This is a genomic window from Erythrobacter sp. AP23, assembly GCF_001542855.1.
Lineage (GTDB): Bacteria > Pseudomonadota > Alphaproteobacteria > Sphingomonadales > Sphingomonadaceae > Qipengyuania.
This window is the reverse complement of the sequence record NZ_LNBY01000004.1, coordinates 43,865-65,296: the sequence shown is the minus strand read 5'-3', so window position 1 is coordinate 65,296 and position 21,432 is coordinate 43,865. Positions and strand designations below refer to the sequence as shown.

Here is a 21,432-nt window from a genome sequence, read left to right as displayed (position 1 = left end):
GTCAGGGCACGTGTCAGCGCGGGACAAGCATGGTTAATCTGCTGGCGGCTTTTTGCCCCAAGGCGTATCCCCCGCGCCATGCCAGCTCGGGACATCAACGAAGAAATCATCGAGGATCTCTATTCCGAAGCACTGGTACTCGCGGACGATGCGCGGGCGGCCTTCGATCTGCGTGTCCAGGACGCTCGGTCAAATATGGGGGACCTGACCCGCGTGGCGCTGTCGATCGAAGGACTTCGTACGACGACGCGGCTGATGCATGTGCTCGCCTGGCTGCTCAACCAGCGCGCCTATCTTGCGGGCGAGTTGTCCGAACGGCAGCTCGAACGTTGCGGCGCCCTTCCCGAAGAGCGCGAAGCCGATGCCGATAATCTCGGACGGCTCGAGTCCGAGACCCGCGCCCTGATCGAAGAGAGCGAACGGCTTCACGCCAGGGTTGCCCGGCTCGATCGCGACTGGCGCTTGCAGCGGGATGAGGCAACTTCCGTGGCATCGCTGCAGGGCCGCATTGCGCAGGCATTCGCAACTGCCTGATCAGGCTGCGGAAAGTGCCTTGGCATAGCGGGCCAGGCGTGCCTCGCGTACATCCTCTGCCATTGCCGGAGTGAACGTATTTGCACCGCCGCGCATGGCCAGCGCAGCGTCTTCGAGTGAGGCTTGCATTCCGCAACCGACCGCCGCGAGAATGGCGGCGCCCAGCGCCGTCGTCTCGATGAACTCGGGCCGTTCGACTTCGAGGTCGAGGATATCCGCCAGATCCTGTGCCATCCACTCGTTGGCGCTCATGCCTCCATCGATCCGCAGATGCGACCACGGCGCGCCGTCGGCAGCGAAGGCGCTCGCCAGGTCATGGGTCTGGTGTGCCATCGCCTCCAGTGCCGCCCGCGCGATCTGCGCTCGCCCGCTTGCGAAGCTGAGGCCCGAGATCACGCCGCGGGCATCGGGTTTCCAGTGCGGAGCGCCGAGTCCTGCAAGCGCCGGAACGATGACCACCTCGCCGCTATCCTCGATCGATCGGGCCAGTTCCTCGGTCTCTTCCGCGCTCCCGATCAAGCCCAGCTGATCGCGCAGATACTGGACGAGGCTGCCGGCGACGAAACACGCCCCCTCTATCGCATAGGTTCGCTCGCCGTCTTCCTGATACAGCACGGTGCCAAGCAGGCGATTGTCCGAACGCGGAATGTCTCGCCCCTTATTGGTCAGCACGAAGGCACCCGTACCGTAGGTGGCTTTGGTTTCCCCAAAAAACAGACAGCCCTGACCGATGGTGGCGGATTGCTGGTCGCCCGCGAGACCGCAGATTGGAATAGCGCTGCCGAGCCATTGCGGGTCACATTCCGCCAGCGCTCCATGCGTATCGACCACCTCGGGCAAGGCTGCGCGCGGGACGCCGAACAGCTCGCACAAATCCTCGTCGAATTGCGCACCATCGAGTGCCAGCAAAAGGGTGCGGCTGGCGTTGCTTGCATCGCTCAGATGCGCCCCACCCGACAGTTTGTAGACCAGCCAGCTCTCGATCGTGCCGAAGGCGAGCGTGCCCGTGTCGGCAGCCGCCCGCACCGCTTCGTCATGATCGAGCATCCAGCGCATCTTGGTACCCGAAAAATAGGGATCGAGCAGCAGGCCCGTGCGCCGCTGCACTTCCGGCTCATGGCCGTAGTCTCTCATACCCGCACAGAACTGCGCCGTACGCCGGTCCTGCCAGACGATCGCGCGCGCCAGCAGCTCGCCCGAATTGCGATCCCAGGCGACCACCGTTTCGCGCTGGTTGGTGATACCGATAGCGGCGATCCGTCCTGTATCGTCACCGACTACCTCGCGCGCGCAGGACAGTGTCTTCTCCCAGATCTCGGCAGCATCGTGCTCGACCCAGCCCGGTCTGGGATAATGCTGCGTCAGCTCCGCCTGAGCCACCGCCTCCATCTTGCCGTCGGGAGCGAATATCATCGCTCTTGTCGATGTGGTTCCGGCATCGAGGACGAGGATACGATCGGCCATGCTTTCTCCCTGACAAGCGGCGGGACGTGACATGGCGCAGCCTTATCCCCATATGCAAGGGCATGGCTGGACCTCCTCCCAAACCGTGGCCGACCGGCAAGGCGATGCAAGTTGAACCGCTGGTGCGGCGCGTGCTCGCGCCGAACCCGTCGCCCTATACCTATACCGGCACGCAGACCTACATCGTCGGCCTCGGCGATGGCTGCGCAGTGATCGATCCCGGACCGGACGAGAAAGAGCACCTGCTCGCACTCGATGCCGCGATCGGCGAGGAACACGTCTGTGCGATCATGTGCACCCATACGCACCGCGACCATTCGCCCGCGGCAAGGACCCTGTCCGCCCGGACCGGCGCACCGGTCGTGGGCTGCGCGCCGCTGGTGATCGAAAGCGACCTTCCGCGTTCGGATGAGGCATTCGACCCGACCTATGAGCCGGATCGGGTGATGGAAGACGGCGAGCAGATGACCGGCCCCGGCTGGACGCTCACCGCCATTGCCACGCCGGGCCATGTTTCCAATCATTTGTGCTTCGCTTTGGAAGAGAGCGGTGCGCTGTTCACCGGCGACCACGTGATGGGCTGGTCGACCAGCGTCGTGATCCCGCCCGATGGCGACATGAGCGATTACATGAAGAGCCTGGAGAAACTCCATGCGCGCGAGGACCGGGTCTATTACCCGGCGCATGGCGAAGCGGTCGACAAACCGCGCCAGCTTGTCCGCGGCATGCTCGGTCACCGGCGCCAGCGGGAAAACCAGATCGTGCGGCACCTGAGCGATGGCCCACATAAAGCCAGCGATTTCGTGCCCAAGATGTACAAGGGCCTCGATGCGAGATTGCACAAGGCGGCCGAGATGTCGGTCACCGCGCATCTCATCGATCTGGAACAGCGCGGCCTCGTCGCCCGTTCTGGCGATGTATGGCAAACGATCTGAAGACCGGCGAAACCACCATCCAATCCGATGTGCGGCGCGAGCAGCCGCTGGCGCGCATCCAGGCTGTGCCGTGGCTGATCGTGATCGTCCTGCTGGCCGCCGTCGCATGGCTCGGCTGGCGCGCGTTCTTTTATCAGGAAGAGGGCGATCCGGTAGGCAGCGCGATGCTGGCCTTCGAGAAGCAGAATTCGCTCACCGTCTTCTCATCGCGGTTCGAAGTGGTTGCGGAAAGCGTCGACCGGCGCGGCGTGCTCAATCTCGACCTGCTTGAGAGCCGACAGGCGGCGATCATTCCCGCGACGGTCGAGTACCGGCTCGACCTATCGAGCATGGATCGCGACCGCTTCGCCTGGGACGAGGAAGGCGAGGAACTGACCGTAACCCTGCCACCACTGCGCATTTCGCGGCCCAACCTCGACGAAGCAGCGCAGAAGACGTTTACCGAGGGCACGTATGTCAGCCGCGATGCGAGCGCGGACCTGGCGCGCAACAATTCGCAGCAGGCCGAGCGCAAGGCAGCCGAATTTGCGAAAAATCCCCAAGTCCTCGCACTCGCCCGGCAGGCAGCGAAGGAAGCAGTCCGCCAGAACCTTGCCATTCCTTTGCAGGTAGCAGGCTATGGAGACGTCACGGTCGACGTGCGGTTCGACGGAGAAGCCGCCGGCTGATTTGACGACGCTCCCGCGAATTTTTATCCTCTGCAAAACGAAATCAATGGTCGCTTGGCTTTGAGGGGGGACTTGGGACCATGGCGACCATTGCCGATACACCGCCACGCACGGCAGCGGGCGAACACCGCTTTTTCCTGATTGCGACCTGGCTGCTCGCCGCGATGACGGTAGGTGGTTTCGCGCTCAATGCAGCGACGGGGCGGTCGAGTTTCGACGTTCCGCTGGTCTACCACCTGCACGCATTCGTCTTCATGGGCTTCATCGGCCTCTACGCGTTGCAGGCGACGCTGGCAGCGAAGGGAAACACGGCGCTGCACATGCGCCTAGGGCAGGTCGCGGTCGTCTATACTCCGCTCATGCTGATCATGGGCGTGTGGCTGACCTTTGCCACGCTGCGGATTCTCGGCGGACCGCCGTTTTTCGCGCAGAGCGAGTTCCTCGTGGTCAACCTGTTTCACCTGGCCGCCTTCGCCGCGCTTGCCGTCGCCGCGCTGCGATTGCGCAAGCGCCCCGACTGGCACAAGCGGCTGATGTTCGGCGCGATGGTCACCGTCAGCATTCCCGGCATTGCGCGCCTGCTGCCGCTGCCGTTCCTCATCCCCTGGGCATTCCCGATCATCTTCGGCGTCGCCTCGCTCTTTATCCTGGCGGGCATGATGATGGATCGCCGCGTCCGCGGCTCGGTACACGCGGCCTGGTGGTGGGCGCTGATCGGCCCGATCGCGGCCATGGGCATGGGTGAGGTCATCGGTGCGACAGGCTACGCCAAGACCTGGGTCGCGGGCCATGTCGCAGGCACGCCGGGAGGCGAGCGATCGCCCGATCCGTTTCTGCCTCCGGGTTTCTAGAACGGAACGCCCTCGCCTTCCCGTCCGTTCGGTCTATAGAGGCCCCAACAGGACCAGACGGGACACACAATGACCGCACAGACCGACCTGCCGACCGGACAGGATTTGCTCGCTGAGATCGATCGCCTCCGCAAGGAGAAGAACGCGATTATCCTGGCGCATTACTACCAGACCGCCGACATTCAGGACCTCGCCGATTTCGTCGGCGACAGCCTCGAGCTGTCGCGCAAGGCGGCCGAAACCGATGCCGACGTGATCGCCTTCTGCGGCGTCAAATTCATGGCCGACACGGCCAAGATCCTCAGCCCCGAAAAGATCGTCGTCCTGCCCGACATGGACGCCGGATGCAGTCTCGAAGACAGCTGCCCGCCGGAAAAATTCAAGGCCTTCCGCGAAGCGCACCCCGACCACATCGCGCTGACCTACATCAACTGCTCGACCGAGGTGAAAGCGCTCAGCGATATCATCGTCACCTCGTCGAGTGCGGAGACGATCATCAGCCAGATCCCCGAGGATCAGAAGATCATCTTCGGTCCCGACCGGCACCTCGGTGGCTACATGAGCCGCAAATTCAATCGCGAGATGCTGCTGTGGCCGGGCGTTTGCATCGTCCACGAGGCCTTCAGCGAAACCGAGCTGCTCAAGCTCAAGGCGCAGCATCCCGATGCGCCGATCGCCGCGCACCCGGAATGCCCGCCGACCATCGTCGACCATGCCGATTACGTCGGCTCGACCAGCGGTATCCTGCAGTTCGCGCAGACCTTCGAGGGCGACACGCTGATCGTCGCGACCGAACCGCATATCATCCACCAGATGGAAAAGGCCCTGCCCGAGAAGAATTTCATCGGCGCACCCGGCGCAGACGGCAACTGCAGCTGCAACATCTGCCCCTACATGGCGCTCAACACGATGGAAAAGCTCTACGCCTGCCTGCGCGATCTCGAACCGCGGATCGAGATCGAGGAGGGCCTACGCCTGAAAGCCAAGCAGAGCCTCGACCGCATGCTCGAAATGGCCAGCGGCACGATCGGCAAGGGCGATCTGGGCAAGGTCTAGGGTAACACTTCAGGGAGAGAACACCATGGTCGCACGCTTGGCGCTGGCCGCCGCGCTTTGCTTCACCGCCGCACCGCTCGTCGCGCAAGAGACCGATGCGGACGACCCCTATATCTGGCTCGAAGAAATCCAGGGCGAGCGTGCGCTGGCCAAGGTCGATCAGTGGAATGCCGATACGGAAGCCGTGCTGACGGCCCAGCCCGAATATCCGCTGGCCAAGGCTTGGGCAAAACAGATCCTCGACGATACGCGCCAGATTGCGATGCCCCATGCAATCATGGGCGACCGCGTAACCAACCTGTGGCGCGATGCGGACAATCCGCGCGGGCTGTGGCGCATCGCGACGCTCGAAAGTTACCAAGCCGGCGCCCCCGAGTGGCGTGTGCTGATCGATGTCGACCAGCTCGGCCGTGATGAGGGCCAGAGCTGGATCTGGCACGGCGCCAATTGCCTGGCGCCCGAATACCGGCGTTGTCTCGTATCGCTCAGCCCGGGCGGGACCGATGCCGACGTCGTGCGCGAGTTCGACGTGACCACCGGCGAATTCGTCGAGGATGGCTTCGCCCTTCCCGAGGCCAAGTCGAACGTAGCCTGGTTCGACGAGGACACGCTCTTCGTGGGCACCGACGAGGGCGAGGGTTCGCTGACCGATTCCGGCTATCCGCGGCTCGTCAAACTGTGGCGGCGCGGGACCGATTTCAGCGCGGCCGAGCTCGTCGCGGAAGGCGAGCAGACCGATATCAGCATGAACGGCTTTTCGGTGCTCGACGGCGACACGCGTTGGCGCTTCGTGCGCCGGGGGCCCGATTTCTGGACCGGCGAATACAAGCTCGTCCGTGATGACGGCACACTGGTCGAGCTGCCCCTGCCCCTGGACGCCGAATTCGAAGCCGTGCTCGACGGGTACGTCATCGCCAAGATGAATTCCGCTCAGGAACCGGACTCGGGCTGGAGCGCGCCCGTCGGCTCGCTGGTCGCCTGGTCGCTCGAAGATATTGCGGCTGGCCGTGGCAGCACGCCCTCGGTCATCTTCGAGCCGAGCGAATCGCAGGCGATCGAAGAGGTGGCATCCTCCGAGACCAAGCTCTGGGTCAAAGTGCTCGACGACGTTTCGGGCAAGCTGATCGAGCTAGCGCCCGGGGTCGATGGCTGGGCCGCGCGCACCATGGACCTGCCCAGCAACAGCACGATCCAGATCGCCGAAACCAGCGGAAAGGGCGACACCGCCTTCGTCACGGTCGAGAGCATGCTGACCCCGCCGACGCTGTGGGCTGTACCGAGCGACGGCGAGCCCGTCGCGATCGCCAGCGAGCCTGCGCAATTCGATGCGAGCAAGTTTGCGGTCGAGCAGAAGTTCGCGACGTCGAAGGACGGCACGAAAGTTCCCTATTACCTCGTCCGCCCGAAGGGCGCGGAAGGTCCGCTTCCCACGCTGATCCATGCCTATGGCGGTTTCCGCGCGGCGCAGACGCCCAAATACCTCACCGCCGAACCCTATCGCAGCGGGCCGCTGGGCCTTTTCTGGGTCGAGAGCGGCAATGCCTATGTGCTCGCCAACATCCGTGGCGGCGGCGAATACGGGCCTCGCTGGCACGAGGACGCGCTGCGCGAGAAGCGTCAGAACAGCTTCGACGATTTCCATGCCGTGGCCGACGATCTGGTCGCGAACCGTCTCGCCGATCCGGGGCATATCGCCGCCTCGGGTCGCTCGAACGGCGGCGTTCTCGTGGGCGCAGTCGCCAACCAGCGGCCCGACCTTTACGGCGCGATCATTTCGGGCAGCCCGCTGATCGACATGCGGCGTTACAACAAGCTACTCGCGGGCGCATCGTGGATGGCCGAATATGGCAATCCGGATGTGCCCGAAGACTGGGCCTTCATGCGCGACTGGTCTCCCTACCAGAATATGAGCGACGCGCCCGATGTGCCTGCCGCCTTCTATTATCTCTCGACGCTCGACGATCGGGTGCACCCCGGCCATGCGCGCAAGGCGGCGGCCAAGCACGAAGCCTGGGGCCAGACCTTCTATTATCACGAGTATCGCGAGGGTGGGCACTCGGTCGGTTCCGACCACGAGGAGGACGCCAAACGCGCCGCCCTGTTGCTGGCCTATCTCAACCGAGAGATCGGTAGCGGAGCGGAGTAAGGCACCCAATCGCAATTCGCGCGTTCATCCCCTGACCGCAACTGGCAGGGGATGCGCGCTTGACCGCCGACATACGCTTTTTCTGGGCACGGCTTAACGCGAATTACTGGTTCTATCCGGCGCTGTTCTCGATCATCGCAGCAGTGCTGGCCTTCGGCATGGTCGGGCTGGACCGTGCCGGCTTCGCCGAGTTCCTGAACGACGTCGACTGGCTAGTACCGGCCCGACCCAAGGGTGCATCGGACATGCTGACCGTGATGGCGGCCAGCATGATCGGGGTGGCATCTACCGTATTCTCGATCACCATTGCCGCGGTCGCCTATGCCAGCGGGAATTACGGGCCGCGCCTGCTGACGAATTTCATGGAGGACCGCGGCAACCAGTTGAGTCTGGCGACCTTTATCGGCAGCTTCGTCTACGCGCTGATCGTATTGCGCGCGGTGCGGGCAGAGGACGAAACGCCTGCCGCTGCGACCGATGCAGCGGCCACGGCACTCCCGGGCTTTACACCGCAACTCTCGCTGCTTGTCGCCTATGCGCTGATGGGCCTGTGCGTTGCGGTACTGGTATTCTTCCTCAACCACATTCCGTCCAGCATTCGCATCAACAAGGTGCTGGAGGGCATCGGCGAACGGCTGCTTCGCATCATTCGGGAAACCTATCCGGTCGAGGACGAATTCGGCGACGCGATCGAACCGCGCGGTGGCGAGGCGCTCACCGCCTGGGGGACGGGGTATGTACAGCTGATCGACTTCGAGGAACTTGAGGCCATCGCCCGCGATTGCGGCTGCACTTTCTCGCTGCGCGTTCGCACAGGCGATTTCGTTCACCGCGACATGCCCTTGATGGATATCGATGGATGCACTCCCGACTGCATAGAGGGCAGGACACGCGATTGCTTTACGCTCGGCTCCACCCGCACGCCCGAACAAGACCCGCAATTCCTGATCGACGAACTGGTGGAGATCGGCTTGCGCGCGCTGTCGCCCGGGATCAACGATCCCTTCACCGCCATTACCGCGCTACACTGGCTCGGAGCGGCAACGGCGGAGATCGGGCGGCGCGACCTGCGCAAGGACATTTGCGGCAAAGATGCCGACGATTGCCCGGTGATCCCCCTGCCCGACAATTTCGATCATTACGTAAGCCGCGGCTTCGGCGCGATTCGCAGTGCAGTTGCAAGTTCGCCGACGGCAGCCGAGGTCATGCTCGATACGCTGGCCAATGCTGCCGTACCGATCCGCGACGCCCGGCGGCAGGCCGTGCTCAAGGAACAGGCCGAGAGCCTGGCCGATCAGGCGAGACTGGTCCTCATCGGACCCGATCTCGAGCGCTTCGAATCCCATGTGGCCCAGTTCAACAAGGCCTTCTGGTGATCGCTAGCGAACCCGCCCCAGCCTGCCGCGTGTTCGCGCCAGAACCAGCGCCGTACCTACAAGCACCATGCCGAGCACATCGAGCGGCACCAGCAGCTCATCGAATGCGAACCAGCCCACAAGAGCCGCTATCGCGGGCTGCGTCAGCAGCGCCATGCCGATGATAAGCGGCGAAAAGTGGCGCAAGGAGAAGACGAGCAGGCCCTGTCCGACGATCTGGCTGCTCAATGCGAGGACCAGCACCGGCGTCCATCCCGCCGCACCGGGCAGCACGGGCTCGCCGGCCGCCACCGCGATACCGAAAAGCAGCGGCGAGGCCGATAGGCTCACCAGCAGCAAGACCATCCACGGCCCGAGTACGGTCCGTGCGCGCTGGGCGGGCAGAAGGTAGCAAGCATAGAACACCCCTGCGGCAAGACAGAACAGATCTCCGACGAATGTCGCTGCCGATATCTCAAGGCTACGGCCAAGCAGAATCGCAGCACCAGCCAGGGCCGCCAGCACGCCCCCAGCCTCTTGTCCCGTAGGTGCGCGGCGCGCTGCGACAAGCCCCCAGACCATCAGGATTACGCCTCCCGAATTGCCGAACAGAACTGCATTGGCGAGGCGTGTCCGCTCGATCCCGACATGCCAGCTGGCAAGATCGAGGGCAAAGAACCCGCCGGCAAACACGCACAGCAACGCGAGTTTCCGGTCCAACGGCGCCGCCGAGCGTGCCCGCCAAGCGAGCAAGGCCAGGATCGGCACCGGTAGCAGCAGGCGCCAGAATGCGGCCGCGACCGGTCCGGTATCGGCCAGGCGAACGAGCCACGGCCCCAGCGCCAGGGCGACGTTCCCGGCGATCAGCGCAGCAAAGTGCCATGCACCGGGCTGAAAGCCATTCTTGTCCGGCGTGGCGGTTGCGCTGCCCATGGCCCGCACCTAGCTCACTGGCCAAGCCGCGCCAGCAAAAAGGAATTGTCCCGCATGCACGATACCCTGTTCCAGCCGCTCACCATGGGTGCCCTCGAAGCCAAGAACCGCGTCTTCATGGCGCCACTTACGCGCGGTCGCTCGACCCAGCCCGGATCGGTGCCGAACGAGATGATGGCGACTTACTATCGCCAGCGGGCAAGCGCAGGGCTGATCATTTCCGAAGCCACCGGCATCAGCGTGGAAGGACTCGGCTGGCCCGCCGCCCCGGGTATCTGGAGCGAGGAACAGGTCGAAGGCTGGAAGCAGGTGACCGATGCCGTCCACGAGGAAGGCGGGCTGATCGTCCTTCAGCTGTGGCATATGGGCCGCCTGGTCCACCCGCTGTTCCTGGGCGGCAAACCGCCGGTCTCGGCCAGCGCGACAACCGCGCCCGGCCATGCGCACACTTTCGAAGGTCGCAAGGATTACGAACAGGCACGCGAGGCGAGTACCGAGGACATCAAGCGGATCGTCGAAGACTATCGCCACGCCGCCGAGAACGCGAAAAAGGCCGGCTTCGACGGCGTCCAGCTTCATGGCGCCAATGGCTATCTCGTCGACCAGTTTCTGCGCGACAGCACCAATCTTCGCACGGACGAGTATGGCGGTAGCCCGGAGAATCGGACGCGCTTCCTGCGCGAGGTCCTGACCGCATTGATCGACGTCTGGGGGGCCAATCGCGTCGGAGTGCGCCTTTCGCCCAATGGCGAAACGCAGGGCTGCGACGACAGCAACCCGGCGGTCACCTTCGGCGCGGCGGCAAAGGTGATCGAAGAGCTTGGCGTGGCCTTCCTCGAACTGCGCGAGCCGGGACCCGACGGAACCTTCGGCAGCACCGAGGTGCCCAAGCAGAGCCCACTCATCCGGCAGGTCTATTCAGGCGCTCTCATCCTCAACAGCGATTACTCACCCGAACAGGCCGTGTCGGATATCGAGGCCGGTCGGACCGACGCGGTCAGTTGGGGCCGCGATTTCATCTCCAATCCAGACCTGCCCCGGCGATTCCGCTTCGGCGCCGAAATCGCACCCAATGTAAACGTACCGCATAGCTGGTATGGTCAAGGTCCGGAGGGTTATATCGATTACCCGACGCTGACCGAACAAGAACCCGCTGCGGCCGAGTGATTCGCCCTGCGGCATTCGACTGGAGACGATGATGCGCTCGTGGATCCTGGTCCCGCCGGATAACGACAAGGCGCTCGACTCGATAGCCGGGTCGGGCGCCGATGCCGTGGTGCTGGATCTCGCGCGCGCAATGCCGCCCGCGCACCGGGCAAAGGCGCGGACCGAGGCGACAAACTGGTTGCGATCGCACCGTGAACAGGTCGTCGCTGCGCGCAAATTCGAACGTTGGGTTCGGATCAGCGCGATGGATTCCGCCGACTGGCGCGAAGATCTCGATGCCGCAATGGAAGGTACCCCGCATGGCGTGGTTCTGTCGCATTGCCGTGGATCGGAGGACATTCGCCAACTTGCCTCGGTACTTTACGAGATCGAGGACCGCCACGGCATCGCGGCCAACATCACCTGCATCTTACCCGAACTGGGATCCACCCCGGCCAGCGCGCTCGCGATCGGGCGGTTGGCGGACGAGCTCCATCCCCGCGTCGCCGCGCTTACGTGGGATGCGGTGAGCCTGGCCCACACCTTCGGCGCACGGCGCTTGCGCGGTCCGGCGGGGCGCTGGAGCGACGCCTTGGCCTATGTCCGCGCGCAAGTGCTGCTCATCGCGCATGCCCGCGGGATCGGCGCAATCGAACACCCCTTTCGCGATATCCGCGATACCGACGCCGGGGTCCGCATTGCCGAGACCGCGCGTGCCGACGGCTTTACGGGAATGTTCGCCATTCATCCCTCGCAGCTCGCCGGGATCAATGCCGCCTTCGCTCCTCTCGAAAGCGAAGTTTCCGAAGCGCTCAAGATCGTCTCGGCCTTCGCCACCAATCCCGGCGCGACATCGCTGGCCATAGGCGACCGGCTCGTCGACCGGGCCGAACTCGAACGCGCCAAGCGCCTGATCGGCGAAGACTAATCCGCGGCGGGTTCCTCGCCCGCCCCATCCTCTGTATCGGAGAGGGAAAGGCTCTCGGGCTCCGGCTCGGGTGAAATCTGCTCGCTGCTCGTCGGCGCAGCGGATGACGATGATTGCTCTTGGCGCACCGGTGGCGACTGCGACCGCAACCGGTCGAGCGGGATCATTTCATCGCTGATCGTGCCGCCGATGACCTCACCCTTGGCGCCGCGCTCGGCCTCTGCAGCGGACTCCTCGGCAGGCCTGTCGCCTCCGCAGGCCGAGAGCAGCAAAGCTCCTGCGAGGAGCACAGCGGTGGGTCTAGACATCATGGCAGTGCGCAGCCCTTTCCTTCAAGCGCCCCGAGGAAATCGCCGAAGCGGGCCTGCAATGCCTCATCGAATGCGGCGGGTGCAAGATCGATTCCGAGCCGCGCGAGGCTGGTAACGCCGAATTCCTCGATTCCACACGGCACGATTCCCGCGAAATGCGCCAGATCGGGGGCCAGGTTCACCGAAAAGCCGTGCATCGTTACCCAGCGCCGCACGCGCACGCCGATCGCTCCGATCTTCGCTTCCCCTCCGTCGATATCGCGCGTCCAGATCCCGATCCGCCCCTCGCTCCGCCAGCTTTCGACGCCGATATCGGCGAGGGTCGCGATGACCCACCCCTCGAGCGAATGGACGAAACAGCGTACATCGCGGCCGCGTTCCTTGAGATCGAGCATCACATAGCCGACGCGCTGGCCCGGCCCGTGATAGGTGTAGCGCCCGCCACGCCCAGCCTCCACCACCTCGAAGCGAGGATCGAGCAATTCAGCCGCGTCGGCGCTGGTGCCGGCGGTATAAACAGGTGGGTGTTCCAGCAACCAGACCATTTCGCGCGCCTTCCCTTCGGCGATCGCGCGATTGCGGTCTGTCATTTCGTTCAGCGCATCGCGATAGCCGATCCGGCTCTGCTCGGCGCGCCACTCGATCGTTTCGGGAACATGGGGCGACATGCGCGATTGCGTGGCGACTGGCGAAGCGCTTATCAAGGGGCAAACGGGAGTACCACTGAATGAAATTCGATCTCGACACCGCCTGGAAGGATACAACCGGGCTTATGTCGCGCAATCTGGGACTGCTGGCGGTCATAGCCGGTGTGTTCATCTTCTTGCCCAACGCCGGGATTGCCATCGCGCTTCCCGAAATGGGAAATCTGGAAGATGCGCAGGCGAGCGGCAATTTCGATGCCATGATGGCCGCGATAAACGATCTTTACGCCAGCTACTGGTGGGTATTCCTCATCCTTGCTCTGATACAGGGCGCAGGGCTCCTGGCCATGCTGGCGCTGGTACGGCGAAGGGCCAATCCGACCGTGGGCGAGGCCTTGTCGACGGGCGCGAAATCGGTCCCGTCATATGTCGGCGCTCAACTGCTGCAAACGGCCCTGATCGCGATTGCCGTAACCCTGCTCGTTGGCCTCGGCGCCGTTACGGGATTGCGCGCGCTGGCAGTACTCGGGGCAGTGATCGCATTCGTGGTGGTCTGCTACATCGTGACAAAGCTCTCACTCGCGGCGCCGGTAATCGCGATCGAGGGCGAACTCAATCCCATCAAGGCGTTGCAAAGGTCATGGTCGTTGACCGCCGGCAACAGCCTAAGGCTGTTCTTCTTCTACCTGCTCTTGATCGTCGCGTTCATCGTGCTGTCGACGGTCATCTCGCTGGTCCTGGGGCTGATCTTCGCCCTTGCGGGTGAACAGGCGGCATTGCTCGGCGAAGCAGTCATTTCGGGGCTGCTCAGCGCGGCGATGATCGTGGTGACTGCCTGCGTTCTCGCCGCGGCGCACACCCAATTCAACAGGTTGAAGGCCGCACCGCTTCCGCCGACCAACAACTAGCCCCGACGATCCTTCCAGCCCCAGAAAAGCTGGCAGGGGAGCACGTTCCACGGCTCGAATCCGCGATCGATCCGGCGGAAGTGCTTCGCCATGAGGTCGCGCGCCTTGGCTGAGAACTGGTAGACGAGAAATGCTCCGCCCGGGCGGATCACTTCGTGAGTCGCCTTGGCAATCGCCGGGCCGACCCCTTCGGGCAGCGTCGAAAATGGCAGCCCCGACAAGACGTAATCCGCATGGTCGTGGCCGTGCGCCTTGACGATCTCGACGACATCCGCCGCCGAGCCGTGGACCGCATGGAACCGGCTGTCGCGGAAGTGCTTGCGCAGATAGTCGATGTAGAGCGGATTGGTATCGATCACGATCAGCGTTGCATCGCGCCGCATCCGATCGAGTACGGGCTGGCAGAAGGTACCCACGCCCGGCCCGTATTCGACGAAGACTTCGCACTGCTCCCAGTCGACCGGCGCCAGCATCTTGCGGATGGTGAATCGCGAGGAGGGGATGATCGAGCCGACCATGCGAGGCTCTTCGAGAAATCCGCGAAAGAACACGCCCCATTGGCCGAAAAAGCGTGCCGCGCGTTTGCGCAAGCTTGTGCGCTCGATGACACCAAGGCCCTGTTGTCCGGTCAAAATCGCAAACCCTGTGGTTGTTTCATTGGCCCGCCGGTCTGGCAGGCCCGCTGCGCCATTGCAAGCTGACGGGCACCGGCCTACCGCCGGTGCGATGGCCGATGTCGACCCTACCAGCTCTGCAGCGCCGCCACGAGAAGGACCGAGAGCCATCCCGCGTGCGCGCATGGCGCTGCTCTTCGCGGTGATGCTGACCACTGCTGCGGGGAACACCGCGATGCAGTCGGTAATGCCATCGATCGGAACGTCGCTGGGGGTCGAGGACGTTTGGATCAGCCTCGCCTATAGCTGGTCGGCTCTGCTTTGGGTGATCTGCGCACCGATCTGGGCACAGCGCTCGGACAGGCGCGGGCGCAAGGCGATGATGGCCCTCGGCATGCTCGGTTTCATCGCCAGTTTCCTGCTGTGCGGAATCATACTGTGGCTGGGCCTCGCCGGCTTCCTCGCGGCATTCTGGGCCTTGCTGCTCTTCGCTACGGCAAGAAGCCTCTACGGCGGCTTCGGCAGCGCCGCTCCGCCCGCGGTTCAGGCCTATGTCGCCAGCCGTACCCCGCGATCGGAACGTACGCAGGCCCTCTCGCTGATCGCGTCCAGCTTCGGCCTGGGGACGGTCATCGGCCCTGCGCTCGCCCCGCTGATGGTGCTTCCGTTCTTCGGTCTTGCCGGCCCCTTCCTGATCTTTGCGCTGATCGGGACGGCCACCCTGGTCGCCCTGCGTCTGCGGCTACCCAATGACGAGCCGCAATTCCCGGCCAGGGGCAGCGCCTTTGACGCGCCCTATTCCGGCAGTCCTACCGCCGAGGTTTCGAAGGACGAGCAGGAAGAGGACGAGAGCGCCCCGGCAAAATTGCGCTGGTTCGAACCGCGGCTGCGCCCATGGGTCGTATCGGGCCTGATCGGCGGGCACGCCCAGGCAATGATTCTCGGAATTGCCGGCTTCCTCGTGCTCGACCGGCTCGGATTGCGCGGCGATCCGACTGCCGGGGCAGGCCCGGTCGGCCTCGTCCTCATGTCCGGCGCCATTGCCACCCTGCTCGCCCAATGGGGGCTAATCCCGCGGCTCGATCTCGGCCCGCGCGCGGCATCGCTATGGGGCATTGCGATTGCGGCCCTCGGCACGATTGTGTTGGGCCTGGGGCAGAACCTGCACACGATCGCGCTCGGCTATTCGATCGCCTCGCTGGGATTCGGCCTGTTTCGCCCCGGCAATACGTCGGGCACATCGCTGGCGGTCACGCGCGCCGAGCAGGGCCAAGCGGGCGGCGTCACAGCCTCGGTCGCAGGGGCGAGTTTCATCTATGCCCCTGCGCTCGGCGTCTTGCTGTACAACGTCTCGGACTGGCTGGGCTTCGGTCTGATCGTCGCGCTTTGCGCAGTCGTTTTCGCATATGGGTGGAGCGCGCTCCAGGCCGACAGCATGCTGACGCGAGACAGGCGCTGACGCCCTAGATGATTTCCAAAACGCGATCCTGCGGGCGACACAGGCGAACGCCCTTTTCGGTTTCCACCAGCGGGCGTTCGATCAGGATCGGTTCTGCCGCCATTGCGGCGAGCACGGTCGCGTCATCTGCGTCAGGGAGGCCACGCTCCCCGGCATCGGTCCCGCGCATGCGCAGGCCCTGCTGTGGCGTGATCCCCGCATCGGTATAGAGCTGGGCGAGCTTTTCCGCGCTTGGCGGATCTTTGAGATATTCGACTATCGTCACATCCACCTTCGAAAGGTTTTCGAGAATCGCGAGCGTCTTGCGTGACGTGCCGCATTTGGGGTTGTGCCAGATGGTCGCTTTCATGAGCCTAATCTCCTCCGTGTCGGGCGACGACTAAGCGAGTGTTGCGATCAGTGAAAGTCACGCTTGCGATTTTTTCATGCAGACAAGACTTGCAAGTGCGAATGGCTCTCAATAGCAGGCCTGCATCGATTGAGAATCACTCACAACATAAGAAAGTCTTCCATGAGGGATCGTTCTTCGCGCGCCGCGCTCCTCGCTGGTGCCGCCTTCGTCTTCGCCGCCACCCCCGCCCACGCCGATGAGAGCGTGCAGCCCGAACGCGACTATCTGCCGACCGACATCGTGGTTACCGGCGATCGCGGCACGGGCTACGACAATGAGGACGGCTCCACCGCGACCAAGACACCGACCCCGCTGATCGACGTTCCGCAGGGCGTCAGCTTCATCACCGAAGACCAGCTCGAGGATCAGTCGATCCGCCAGCTGAACGAAGCGCTGCGATATGTCCCGGGCATCAGCATGGAAACCGGCGAAGGTCACCGCGACGAGGTTTTCATTCGCGGCCAGGAAACCACCGCCGACTTCTATATCGACGGCCTGCGCGACGATGCGCAATACTACCGCTCGCTCTACAACATCGAGCGCGTCGAAGTGCTCAAGGGCGCCAATGCGCTGATCTTCGGTCGCGGTGCGGGCGGCGGCGCGATCAACCGCGTGTCCAAGCGCGCCGATCTTGCCGGTCAGGCGATTTCGGGCGAGGCCTCGGTCGACAGCTTCGGCGCCTTCGCGCTGCTCGGTGACGTCAACCAGCCGCTGTCCGACAGCTTAGCGCTGCGCGTCAACGGAACCTATGAAGAGTTCGACAGCCATCGCGACTTTTACGAAGGCCGGTTCATCGGCATTTCGCCCACGCTGACCACGCAGTTGGGTCCGCAGACCACGCTGATCGCCACATACAGCTATGACGACGACAAGCGCGTCACCGATCGTGGCGTGCCCTCGGATGGCGGCACCGGCCCGCTGCGCGGCTTCGACGACACCTTCTTCGGCGATCGCGATTTCAACGAGGCCGAAGCGCAGGTACATATCGGCCGCGTTCGTGTCGAGCATGACTTCGGCAGCGGTCTGACTGCCAATGCCACAGTGCAATATGCCGATTACGACAAGGTCTATGCCAACATCCTGCCGACCGGCGTCGATACGGTAGAGAACACCGTCTTCCTCGGCGGCTATCGCGACTACACCGATCGCGAAAACTGGATCGGCCAGGGGAACCTCGTCTGGCAGACCGGAAGCGACACGATCGAATCGACCCTGCTGCTCGGCTTCGAGGCCAGCCGCCAGGACACCCTCAACGGTCGCGACACGGTCAGCTTCACCCGCGCGCCGGACCCGAATGGGCTGGATCCGAACGAAACGCCGCTGGCCGATACGATCTTCGTGCCGCCCTTCGCGCTCAACATCGGCGCGCGTGCGCGCGACTCGCAGCTCGAGACGCTCAGCTTCTACATCCAGGAGCAGCTCCAGATCGGCGATCACATCGAACTGGTCGGCGGCCTGCGCTGGGATCGCTTCGATCTCGAGACCGTCAATCTGAACACCGGCATCAGAGGCGACCGCGTGGACGAGAAGGTCAGCCCGCGCCTCGGCCTGATCGTCAAGCCGAACGCGGACTTGTCGATCTACGCCTCCTATGCGGAGAGCTTCCTGCCACAGGCAGGCGACCAGTTCCTTCTGCTCAGCCCGACCTCGGCCCAGTTCGAACCGGAAAAGTTCACCAATTACGAACTCGGTCTCAAGTGGGCACCGCTCGACAAGGTGCTGGTGACGGCGGCGATCTTCCGTCTCGATCGCAGCAGGACGCCCTTCACCGACAGCCTCGGCAATACCACGCTGACGGGTGAGAGCCGCGTCGAGGGCTTCGAGATCGGTGCAGTCGGCGAGATCACCGACTTCTGGAAGGCCAACGTCGGCTATACCTATCTCGACGGCGAATTGCGTACGGCCAGCCGCTTCGGCCCCGCCGGTCAGCGCCTGCAGCAGACGCCCAAGCACCAGATCGCTGCCTGGAACCGCTTCGACGTGACCGAAGCGCTGGGCTTCGGCCTTGGCGTGATCCACCAGTCGGACCAGTTCGCGAGTTTCTCGAACACGGTCGAACTGCCGAGCTACTGGCGTGTCGATGCGGCGGCCTATTACACGGTCAGCGAGCGGCTCAGCGTGCAGCTCAACATCGAAAACCTGTTCGACGAGACCTACTATCCGAGCGCGCACGGCAACAACAACATCCAGCCCGCCGAACCCTTCAGCGCGCGGATCGGTGTGCGGTTCGAAATCTAGCCGCTAATCGTCGGGGGCGCTGATTGCGGGAACTTCCCGCGCGGCGTCCCCGGCGCTTATTCCGGGTGCCGGCGCAGCGCTGATCGTCTCGCTGCGGCGCGCCACACGGGCTGCCCGCTGCATCGCACGGACCAGACGCGGATAGACGCCGCAGCGGCACAGGTTCGGGATCGCGGCCTTGATTTCCTCGTCGGAAGGCGCCGCGGTCTTGGACAGCAGGGCGCTGGCAGCCATGACGATCCCCGGCGTGCAATAGCCGCACTGGATCGCCTGCTCTGCGACCATTGCCTGCTGCACCGGATGCGACCGGTCGCGGCTCAGCCCCTCGATCGTCGTAATGAACCGGCCCTCGGCCTCGGCGATGGTGATCAGGCAGGATCGCAGCGCCTCGCCATCGACATGGACCATGCAGGCCCCGCAATCGCCCTCGCCGCAGCCGTATTTCGTGCCCGTCAGATTGGCCGCATCACGCAGTGCCCACAGCAGCGGCGTGTCGGGGTCCATCAGGAAGCGCACCGGCTTCCCGTTGACGGTCATGCTGGTCATGCAGCGGGCGCCTTGGCGCTAGAGCTCAGTACTTCCAGCTGTCGTCGATCTTCGACACGCGGCGTTTCCACGCTTCGAAATCGAACACGCCGGCCCCGCCCTGCGACTGCATCACCGACAGGTCGCGCTGGTGCACGTCGACCACCTCCTGCGGGACGACATTAGCCGCGCCTTGGCTAAGCGTGGCGATCTGGATCTCGCAGGCGCGCTGCAGCGCCCACATCTTCACGAACATGCCGGGGATGGTCTTGTCCATCACCACCGGCCCGTGATTGCGCAGCATCAGGATCGAGTGATCGCCAAGGTTCTCGACCAGCCGCTCGCCCTCTTCCGGGCGAACCGTGACGCCTTCGAAATCGTGATAGCCGATCTGGTTCTGGAAATTGCAGGCGTAGAAATTGGTCGGCACCAGCCCGTCCTTGTGACTGCATACCGCCATGGTGGCAGTGGTGTGCACATGACAGATCGCATTGGCGCGTTCGCCCAGGTGCTTGTGGAAGTAGGCATGCTGGGTGAAGCCGGCCTTGTTGACCATATATTGCGACGGGCCGACATTGTTGCCCTCGACATCGATCTTGACCAGGTTCGAAGCTGTCACTTCGTCATAGAGCAGGCCGAATGGGTTGATGAGGAAGGTGTCGTCCTCGCCGGGCACGGCAACCGAGATGTGGTTGTAGATGCTTTCGCCCCAGCCGAGATGCTCGAAAATGCGATAGCATGCCGCCAGGTCCTGCCGCGCCTGCCACTCGGCATCGCTGCATTCGAAATCGCGGGACTTCATCTGTGTGGCCATGGCGTCGTCTCTCCGTAAGGGGTTTTGTTTCGAGACCTGTATCGCATGAGGACGCCGTGGTCCGCAAGCAGGCAGGACTTCATGCTAGGCAAGCTTGTCGTCGCCCGCTAACGCCCCGTCCGATGAGCGAGATGGCAAAACTCACCCGCGGCAGCATTCGCGGCCATCTCCTCGGCCAGACCATGCCCATGGTGTTCGGCGTCGCGGCGATCATGTCGGTCGGTCTGATCGATGCCTATTTCATCGGTCAGCTAGGGGCAAAGGAGTTGGCCGCGGTCAGCTTCATATTCCCGATTACGATTGCACTATCCAGCCTGGGCGTCGGCGTCATGGTCGGAATCAATTCGGTCATTGCCCGCGCGCTGGGCGAAGGCGATGTCGCACGTGCGGAGCGGCGAGCGAATTTCGGTGCGGTCTTCGCGCTGGGAACGGGCGTCGTCATGGGGCTGGCACTCTACGTCCTGCTCGACCCGCTGTTCCGGCTGATGCAAGCATCCGAGCAACTGCTCCCGCTGATCGGCGAGTACATGCGCCCCTATGCGCTAGGCCTTCCCGTCATGCTGTTGCAAATGGGGCTCAACGGCGTGCTGCGCGGACAGGGAGAGGCACGGAAGACCAGTTACGTTTCGATCACCTATTCCCTTGCCAATTGGGTGCTCGATCCGATCCTGATCACCGGCGCCTTCGGTTTCGGCGGTTTCGGCGTAGCGGGCGCGGCCTATGCGACGATCGCGGGTTTCTTCATCGCGATCCTCGTCGCGCTGTGGCTGATCAAGGGCGCGCAACTGCAGATCCATCCCGCGGCGATCCGCGAATGCGATGTCGGCGCATCGAGCAAGGCGATCCTGTCGGTCGCCGGCCCCGCCGCCTTTTCCAATGCGATCAACCCGATAGGCCTTTCGGTGCTGACCGCCTTGCTCGCCAGCCAAGGCGAGGCTGCGGTGGCCGGGTTCGGCGCGGCAGGAAGGCTTCAGAGCTTCGCTGTCGTGCCGCTACTCGCGCTGTCCGGTTCGATCGGGGCGATCGTCGGCCAAAACTGGGGCGCGCGCCGGGCCGACCGGTCGCGCCGGGCAATGTGGTGGTCGGGCTTGTTCTGCATCGGATACGGCCTTGGCACGGCGGTCCTGCTCTATGCGACCGGGGGATGGTTCGCGCGCTTTTTTACCGAAGATCCCGCGGTCATCGAGCAGTTCACACGGTATCTCGAGATTTCGGTCTGGGGTTATACGGGTTTTGGCCTGCTGATCCTCGCCAACGGCGCGCTCAATGCGGTCGACAAGGCCAGCTTCGCCCTTGGCCAGAGCGCGGCGCGCGTGTTTCTCGTGATGCTCCCCTTCGGCTGGATCCTGCGCCCGGACTGGGGGCCGGACGCAATCTATGCGGCAGAACTCGTCGCCAACCTCGCGGGCGGGATTTTGGCCGCTTTCGTTGTCTGGAAAGTCCTGCGTGCGGGGCCGGAAGATGCTCGCCCCTGGCCAAACCAATAGTTAACCATCTTGGTCCATAGCCTTT

At 63.8% G+C, this 21,432-nt stretch carries 21 protein-coding genes; 13 read left to right on the top strand and 8 right to left on the bottom strand.

Annotated elements, in window-relative coordinates; genetic code table 11:
• The first annotated feature begins 78 nt into the window (after nucleotides 1–78).
• Nucleotides 79–534: a DUF1465 family protein gene (locus ASS64_RS04690; RefSeq protein ID WP_067690692.1), complete on the top strand. Its 456-nt coding sequence runs from the start codon at nucleotides 79–81 to the stop codon at nucleotides 532–534.
• Here the strand turns inward: ASS64_RS04690 and ASS64_RS04685 are convergent, their stop codons facing one another.
• On the bottom strand, nucleotides 535–1,998 hold the full coding sequence (locus tag ASS64_RS04685; RefSeq protein ID WP_067690689.1) for a glycerol kinase: 1,464 nt from the start codon (nucleotides 1,996–1,998) through the stop codon (nucleotides 535–537).
• 62 nt (nucleotides 1,999–2,060) lie between these two features.
• Here ASS64_RS04685 and ASS64_RS04680 point away from each other — a divergent pair, with 62 nt between their 5' ends.
• The 6 genes from ASS64_RS04680 (at nucleotide 2,061) to ASS64_RS04655 (ending at nucleotide 9,030) form a co-directional block, all read left to right on the top strand.
• Nucleotides 2,061–2,933: an MBL fold metallo-hydrolase gene (locus ASS64_RS04680; RefSeq protein WP_067690686.1), complete on the top strand. Its 873-nt coding sequence runs from the start codon at nucleotides 2,061–2,063 to the stop codon at nucleotides 2,931–2,933.
• Nucleotides 2,918–3,601: a DUF4230 domain-containing protein gene (locus tag ASS64_RS04675; RefSeq protein ID WP_067690683.1), complete on the top strand. Its 684-nt coding sequence runs from the start codon at nucleotides 2,918–2,920 to the stop codon at nucleotides 3,599–3,601. The genes ASS64_RS04680 and ASS64_RS04675 overlap by 16 nt, the downstream gene beginning before the upstream one ends.
• Before the next feature lie 80 nt (nucleotides 3,602–3,681).
• A complete protein-coding gene (locus tag ASS64_RS04670) occupies nucleotides 3,682–4,452 on the top strand; it encodes a hypothetical protein (protein ID WP_067690680.1) in 771 nt (256 codons plus the stop codon).
• A 69-nt stretch (nucleotides 4,453–4,521) separates the two neighbouring features.
• The gene (gene nadA, locus ASS64_RS04665; RefSeq protein ID WP_067690676.1) at nucleotides 4,522–5,508 is read left to right on the top strand and encodes a quinolinate synthase NadA; all 987 of its coding nucleotides are present in this window, start codon (nucleotides 4,522–4,524) and stop codon (nucleotides 5,506–5,508) included.
• 25 nt (nucleotides 5,509–5,533) lie between these two features.
• Complete coding sequence (locus ASS64_RS04660) at nucleotides 5,534–7,654, top strand: prolyl oligopeptidase family protein (protein WP_067690673.1); 2,121 nt, start codon at nucleotides 5,534–5,536, stop codon at nucleotides 7,652–7,654.
• Nucleotides 7,655–7,713: 59 nt separating this feature from the next.
• A complete protein-coding gene (locus ASS64_RS04655) occupies nucleotides 7,714–9,030 on the top strand; it encodes a DUF2254 domain-containing protein (protein ID WP_067690670.1) in 1,317 nt (438 codons plus the stop codon).
• Between the two features lie 3 nt (nucleotides 9,031–9,033).
• Here the strand turns inward: ASS64_RS04655 and ASS64_RS04650 are convergent, their stop codons facing one another.
• Complete coding sequence (locus ASS64_RS04650; RefSeq protein WP_067690667.1) at nucleotides 9,034–9,942, bottom strand: DMT family transporter; 909 nt, start codon at nucleotides 9,940–9,942, stop codon at nucleotides 9,034–9,036.
• Nucleotides 9,943–9,996: 54 nt separating this feature from the next.
• Between ASS64_RS04650 and ASS64_RS04645 the strand changes: the two genes are divergently transcribed.
• Both ASS64_RS04645 and ASS64_RS04640 read left to right on the top strand, forming a co-directional pair.
• Nucleotides 9,997–11,109: an alkene reductase gene (locus ASS64_RS04645; protein ID WP_067690664.1), complete on the top strand. Its 1,113-nt coding sequence runs from the start codon at nucleotides 9,997–9,999 to the stop codon at nucleotides 11,107–11,109.
• 31 nt (nucleotides 11,110–11,140) lie between these two features.
• Nucleotides 11,141–12,016 carry a CoA ester lyase gene (locus ASS64_RS04640; protein ID WP_198147644.1) on the top strand — a complete coding sequence of 292 codons (876 nt, stop codon included), beginning with the start codon at nucleotides 11,141–11,143 and terminating at the stop codon, nucleotides 12,014–12,016.
• On the opposite strand, the gene ASS64_RS04635 is transcribed toward ASS64_RS04640, so the two are convergent.
• Nucleotides 12,013–12,324, bottom strand: a complete 312-nt coding sequence (locus ASS64_RS04635) for a hypothetical protein (RefSeq protein ID WP_157075081.1) — start codon at nucleotides 12,322–12,324, stop codon at nucleotides 12,013–12,015. The two genes, ASS64_RS04640 and ASS64_RS04635, sit on opposite strands and share 4 nt — an antisense overlap.
• Nucleotides 12,324–12,995: a lipoyl(octanoyl) transferase LipB gene (gene lipB, locus ASS64_RS04630; protein ID WP_067690658.1), complete on the bottom strand. Its 672-nt coding sequence runs from the start codon at nucleotides 12,993–12,995 to the stop codon at nucleotides 12,324–12,326. The genes ASS64_RS04635 and lipB overlap by 1 nt, the downstream gene beginning before the upstream one ends.
• Before the next feature lie 59 nt (nucleotides 12,996–13,054).
• Here lipB and ASS64_RS04625 point away from each other — a divergent pair, with 59 nt between their 5' ends.
• Complete coding sequence (locus tag ASS64_RS04625) at nucleotides 13,055–13,879, top strand: glycerophosphoryl diester phosphodiesterase membrane domain-containing protein (protein WP_067690656.1); 825 nt, start codon at nucleotides 13,055–13,057, stop codon at nucleotides 13,877–13,879.
• On the opposite strand, the gene ASS64_RS04620 is transcribed toward ASS64_RS04625, so the two are convergent.
• Complete coding sequence (locus tag ASS64_RS04620) at nucleotides 13,876–14,484, bottom strand: class I SAM-dependent methyltransferase (RefSeq protein WP_369815354.1); 609 nt, start codon at nucleotides 14,482–14,484, stop codon at nucleotides 13,876–13,878. The genes ASS64_RS04625 and ASS64_RS04620 overlap by 4 nt on opposite strands.
• Before the next feature lie 121 nt (nucleotides 14,485–14,605).
• Here ASS64_RS04620 and ASS64_RS04615 point away from each other — a divergent pair, with 121 nt between their 5' ends.
• Nucleotides 14,606–15,952, top strand: coding sequence for an MFS transporter (locus ASS64_RS04615; RefSeq protein WP_067690650.1), 1,347 nt, complete (start codon nucleotides 14,606–14,608; stop codon nucleotides 15,950–15,952).
• Nucleotides 15,953–15,956: 4 nt separating this feature from the next.
• Here the strand turns inward: ASS64_RS04615 and ASS64_RS04610 are convergent, their stop codons facing one another.
• Complete coding sequence (locus ASS64_RS04610; protein ID WP_067690647.1) at nucleotides 15,957–16,301, bottom strand: arsenate reductase family protein; 345 nt, start codon at nucleotides 16,299–16,301, stop codon at nucleotides 15,957–15,959.
• A gap of 162 nt (nucleotides 16,302–16,463) precedes the next feature.
• On the opposite strand from ASS64_RS04610, the gene ASS64_RS04605 reads away from it, so the two are divergent.
• Nucleotides 16,464–18,581, top strand: coding sequence for a TonB-dependent siderophore receptor (locus tag ASS64_RS04605; RefSeq protein ID WP_067690644.1), 2,118 nt, complete (start codon nucleotides 16,464–16,466; stop codon nucleotides 18,579–18,581).
• A 3-nt stretch (nucleotides 18,582–18,584) separates the two neighbouring features.
• Here the strand turns inward: ASS64_RS04605 and ASS64_RS04600 are convergent, their stop codons facing one another.
• Both ASS64_RS04600 and ASS64_RS04595 read right to left on the bottom strand, forming a co-directional pair.
• Entirely contained in the window at nucleotides 18,585–19,127 is a 543-nt protein-coding gene (locus tag ASS64_RS04600) for a (2Fe-2S)-binding protein (RefSeq protein WP_067690641.1), read from the bottom strand.
• Between the two features lie 25 nt (nucleotides 19,128–19,152).
• The gene (locus ASS64_RS04595) at nucleotides 19,153–19,920 is read right to left on the bottom strand and encodes a class II aldolase/adducin family protein (RefSeq protein ID WP_067690638.1); all 768 of its coding nucleotides are present in this window, start codon (nucleotides 19,918–19,920) and stop codon (nucleotides 19,153–19,155) included.
• 131 nt (nucleotides 19,921–20,051) lie between these two features.
• Here ASS64_RS04595 and ASS64_RS04590 point away from each other — a divergent pair, with 131 nt between their 5' ends.
• A complete protein-coding gene (locus tag ASS64_RS04590; RefSeq protein WP_369815352.1) occupies nucleotides 20,052–21,407 on the top strand; it encodes an MATE family efflux transporter in 1,356 nt (451 codons plus the stop codon).
• Nucleotides 21,408–21,432: the final 25 nt, after the last annotated feature.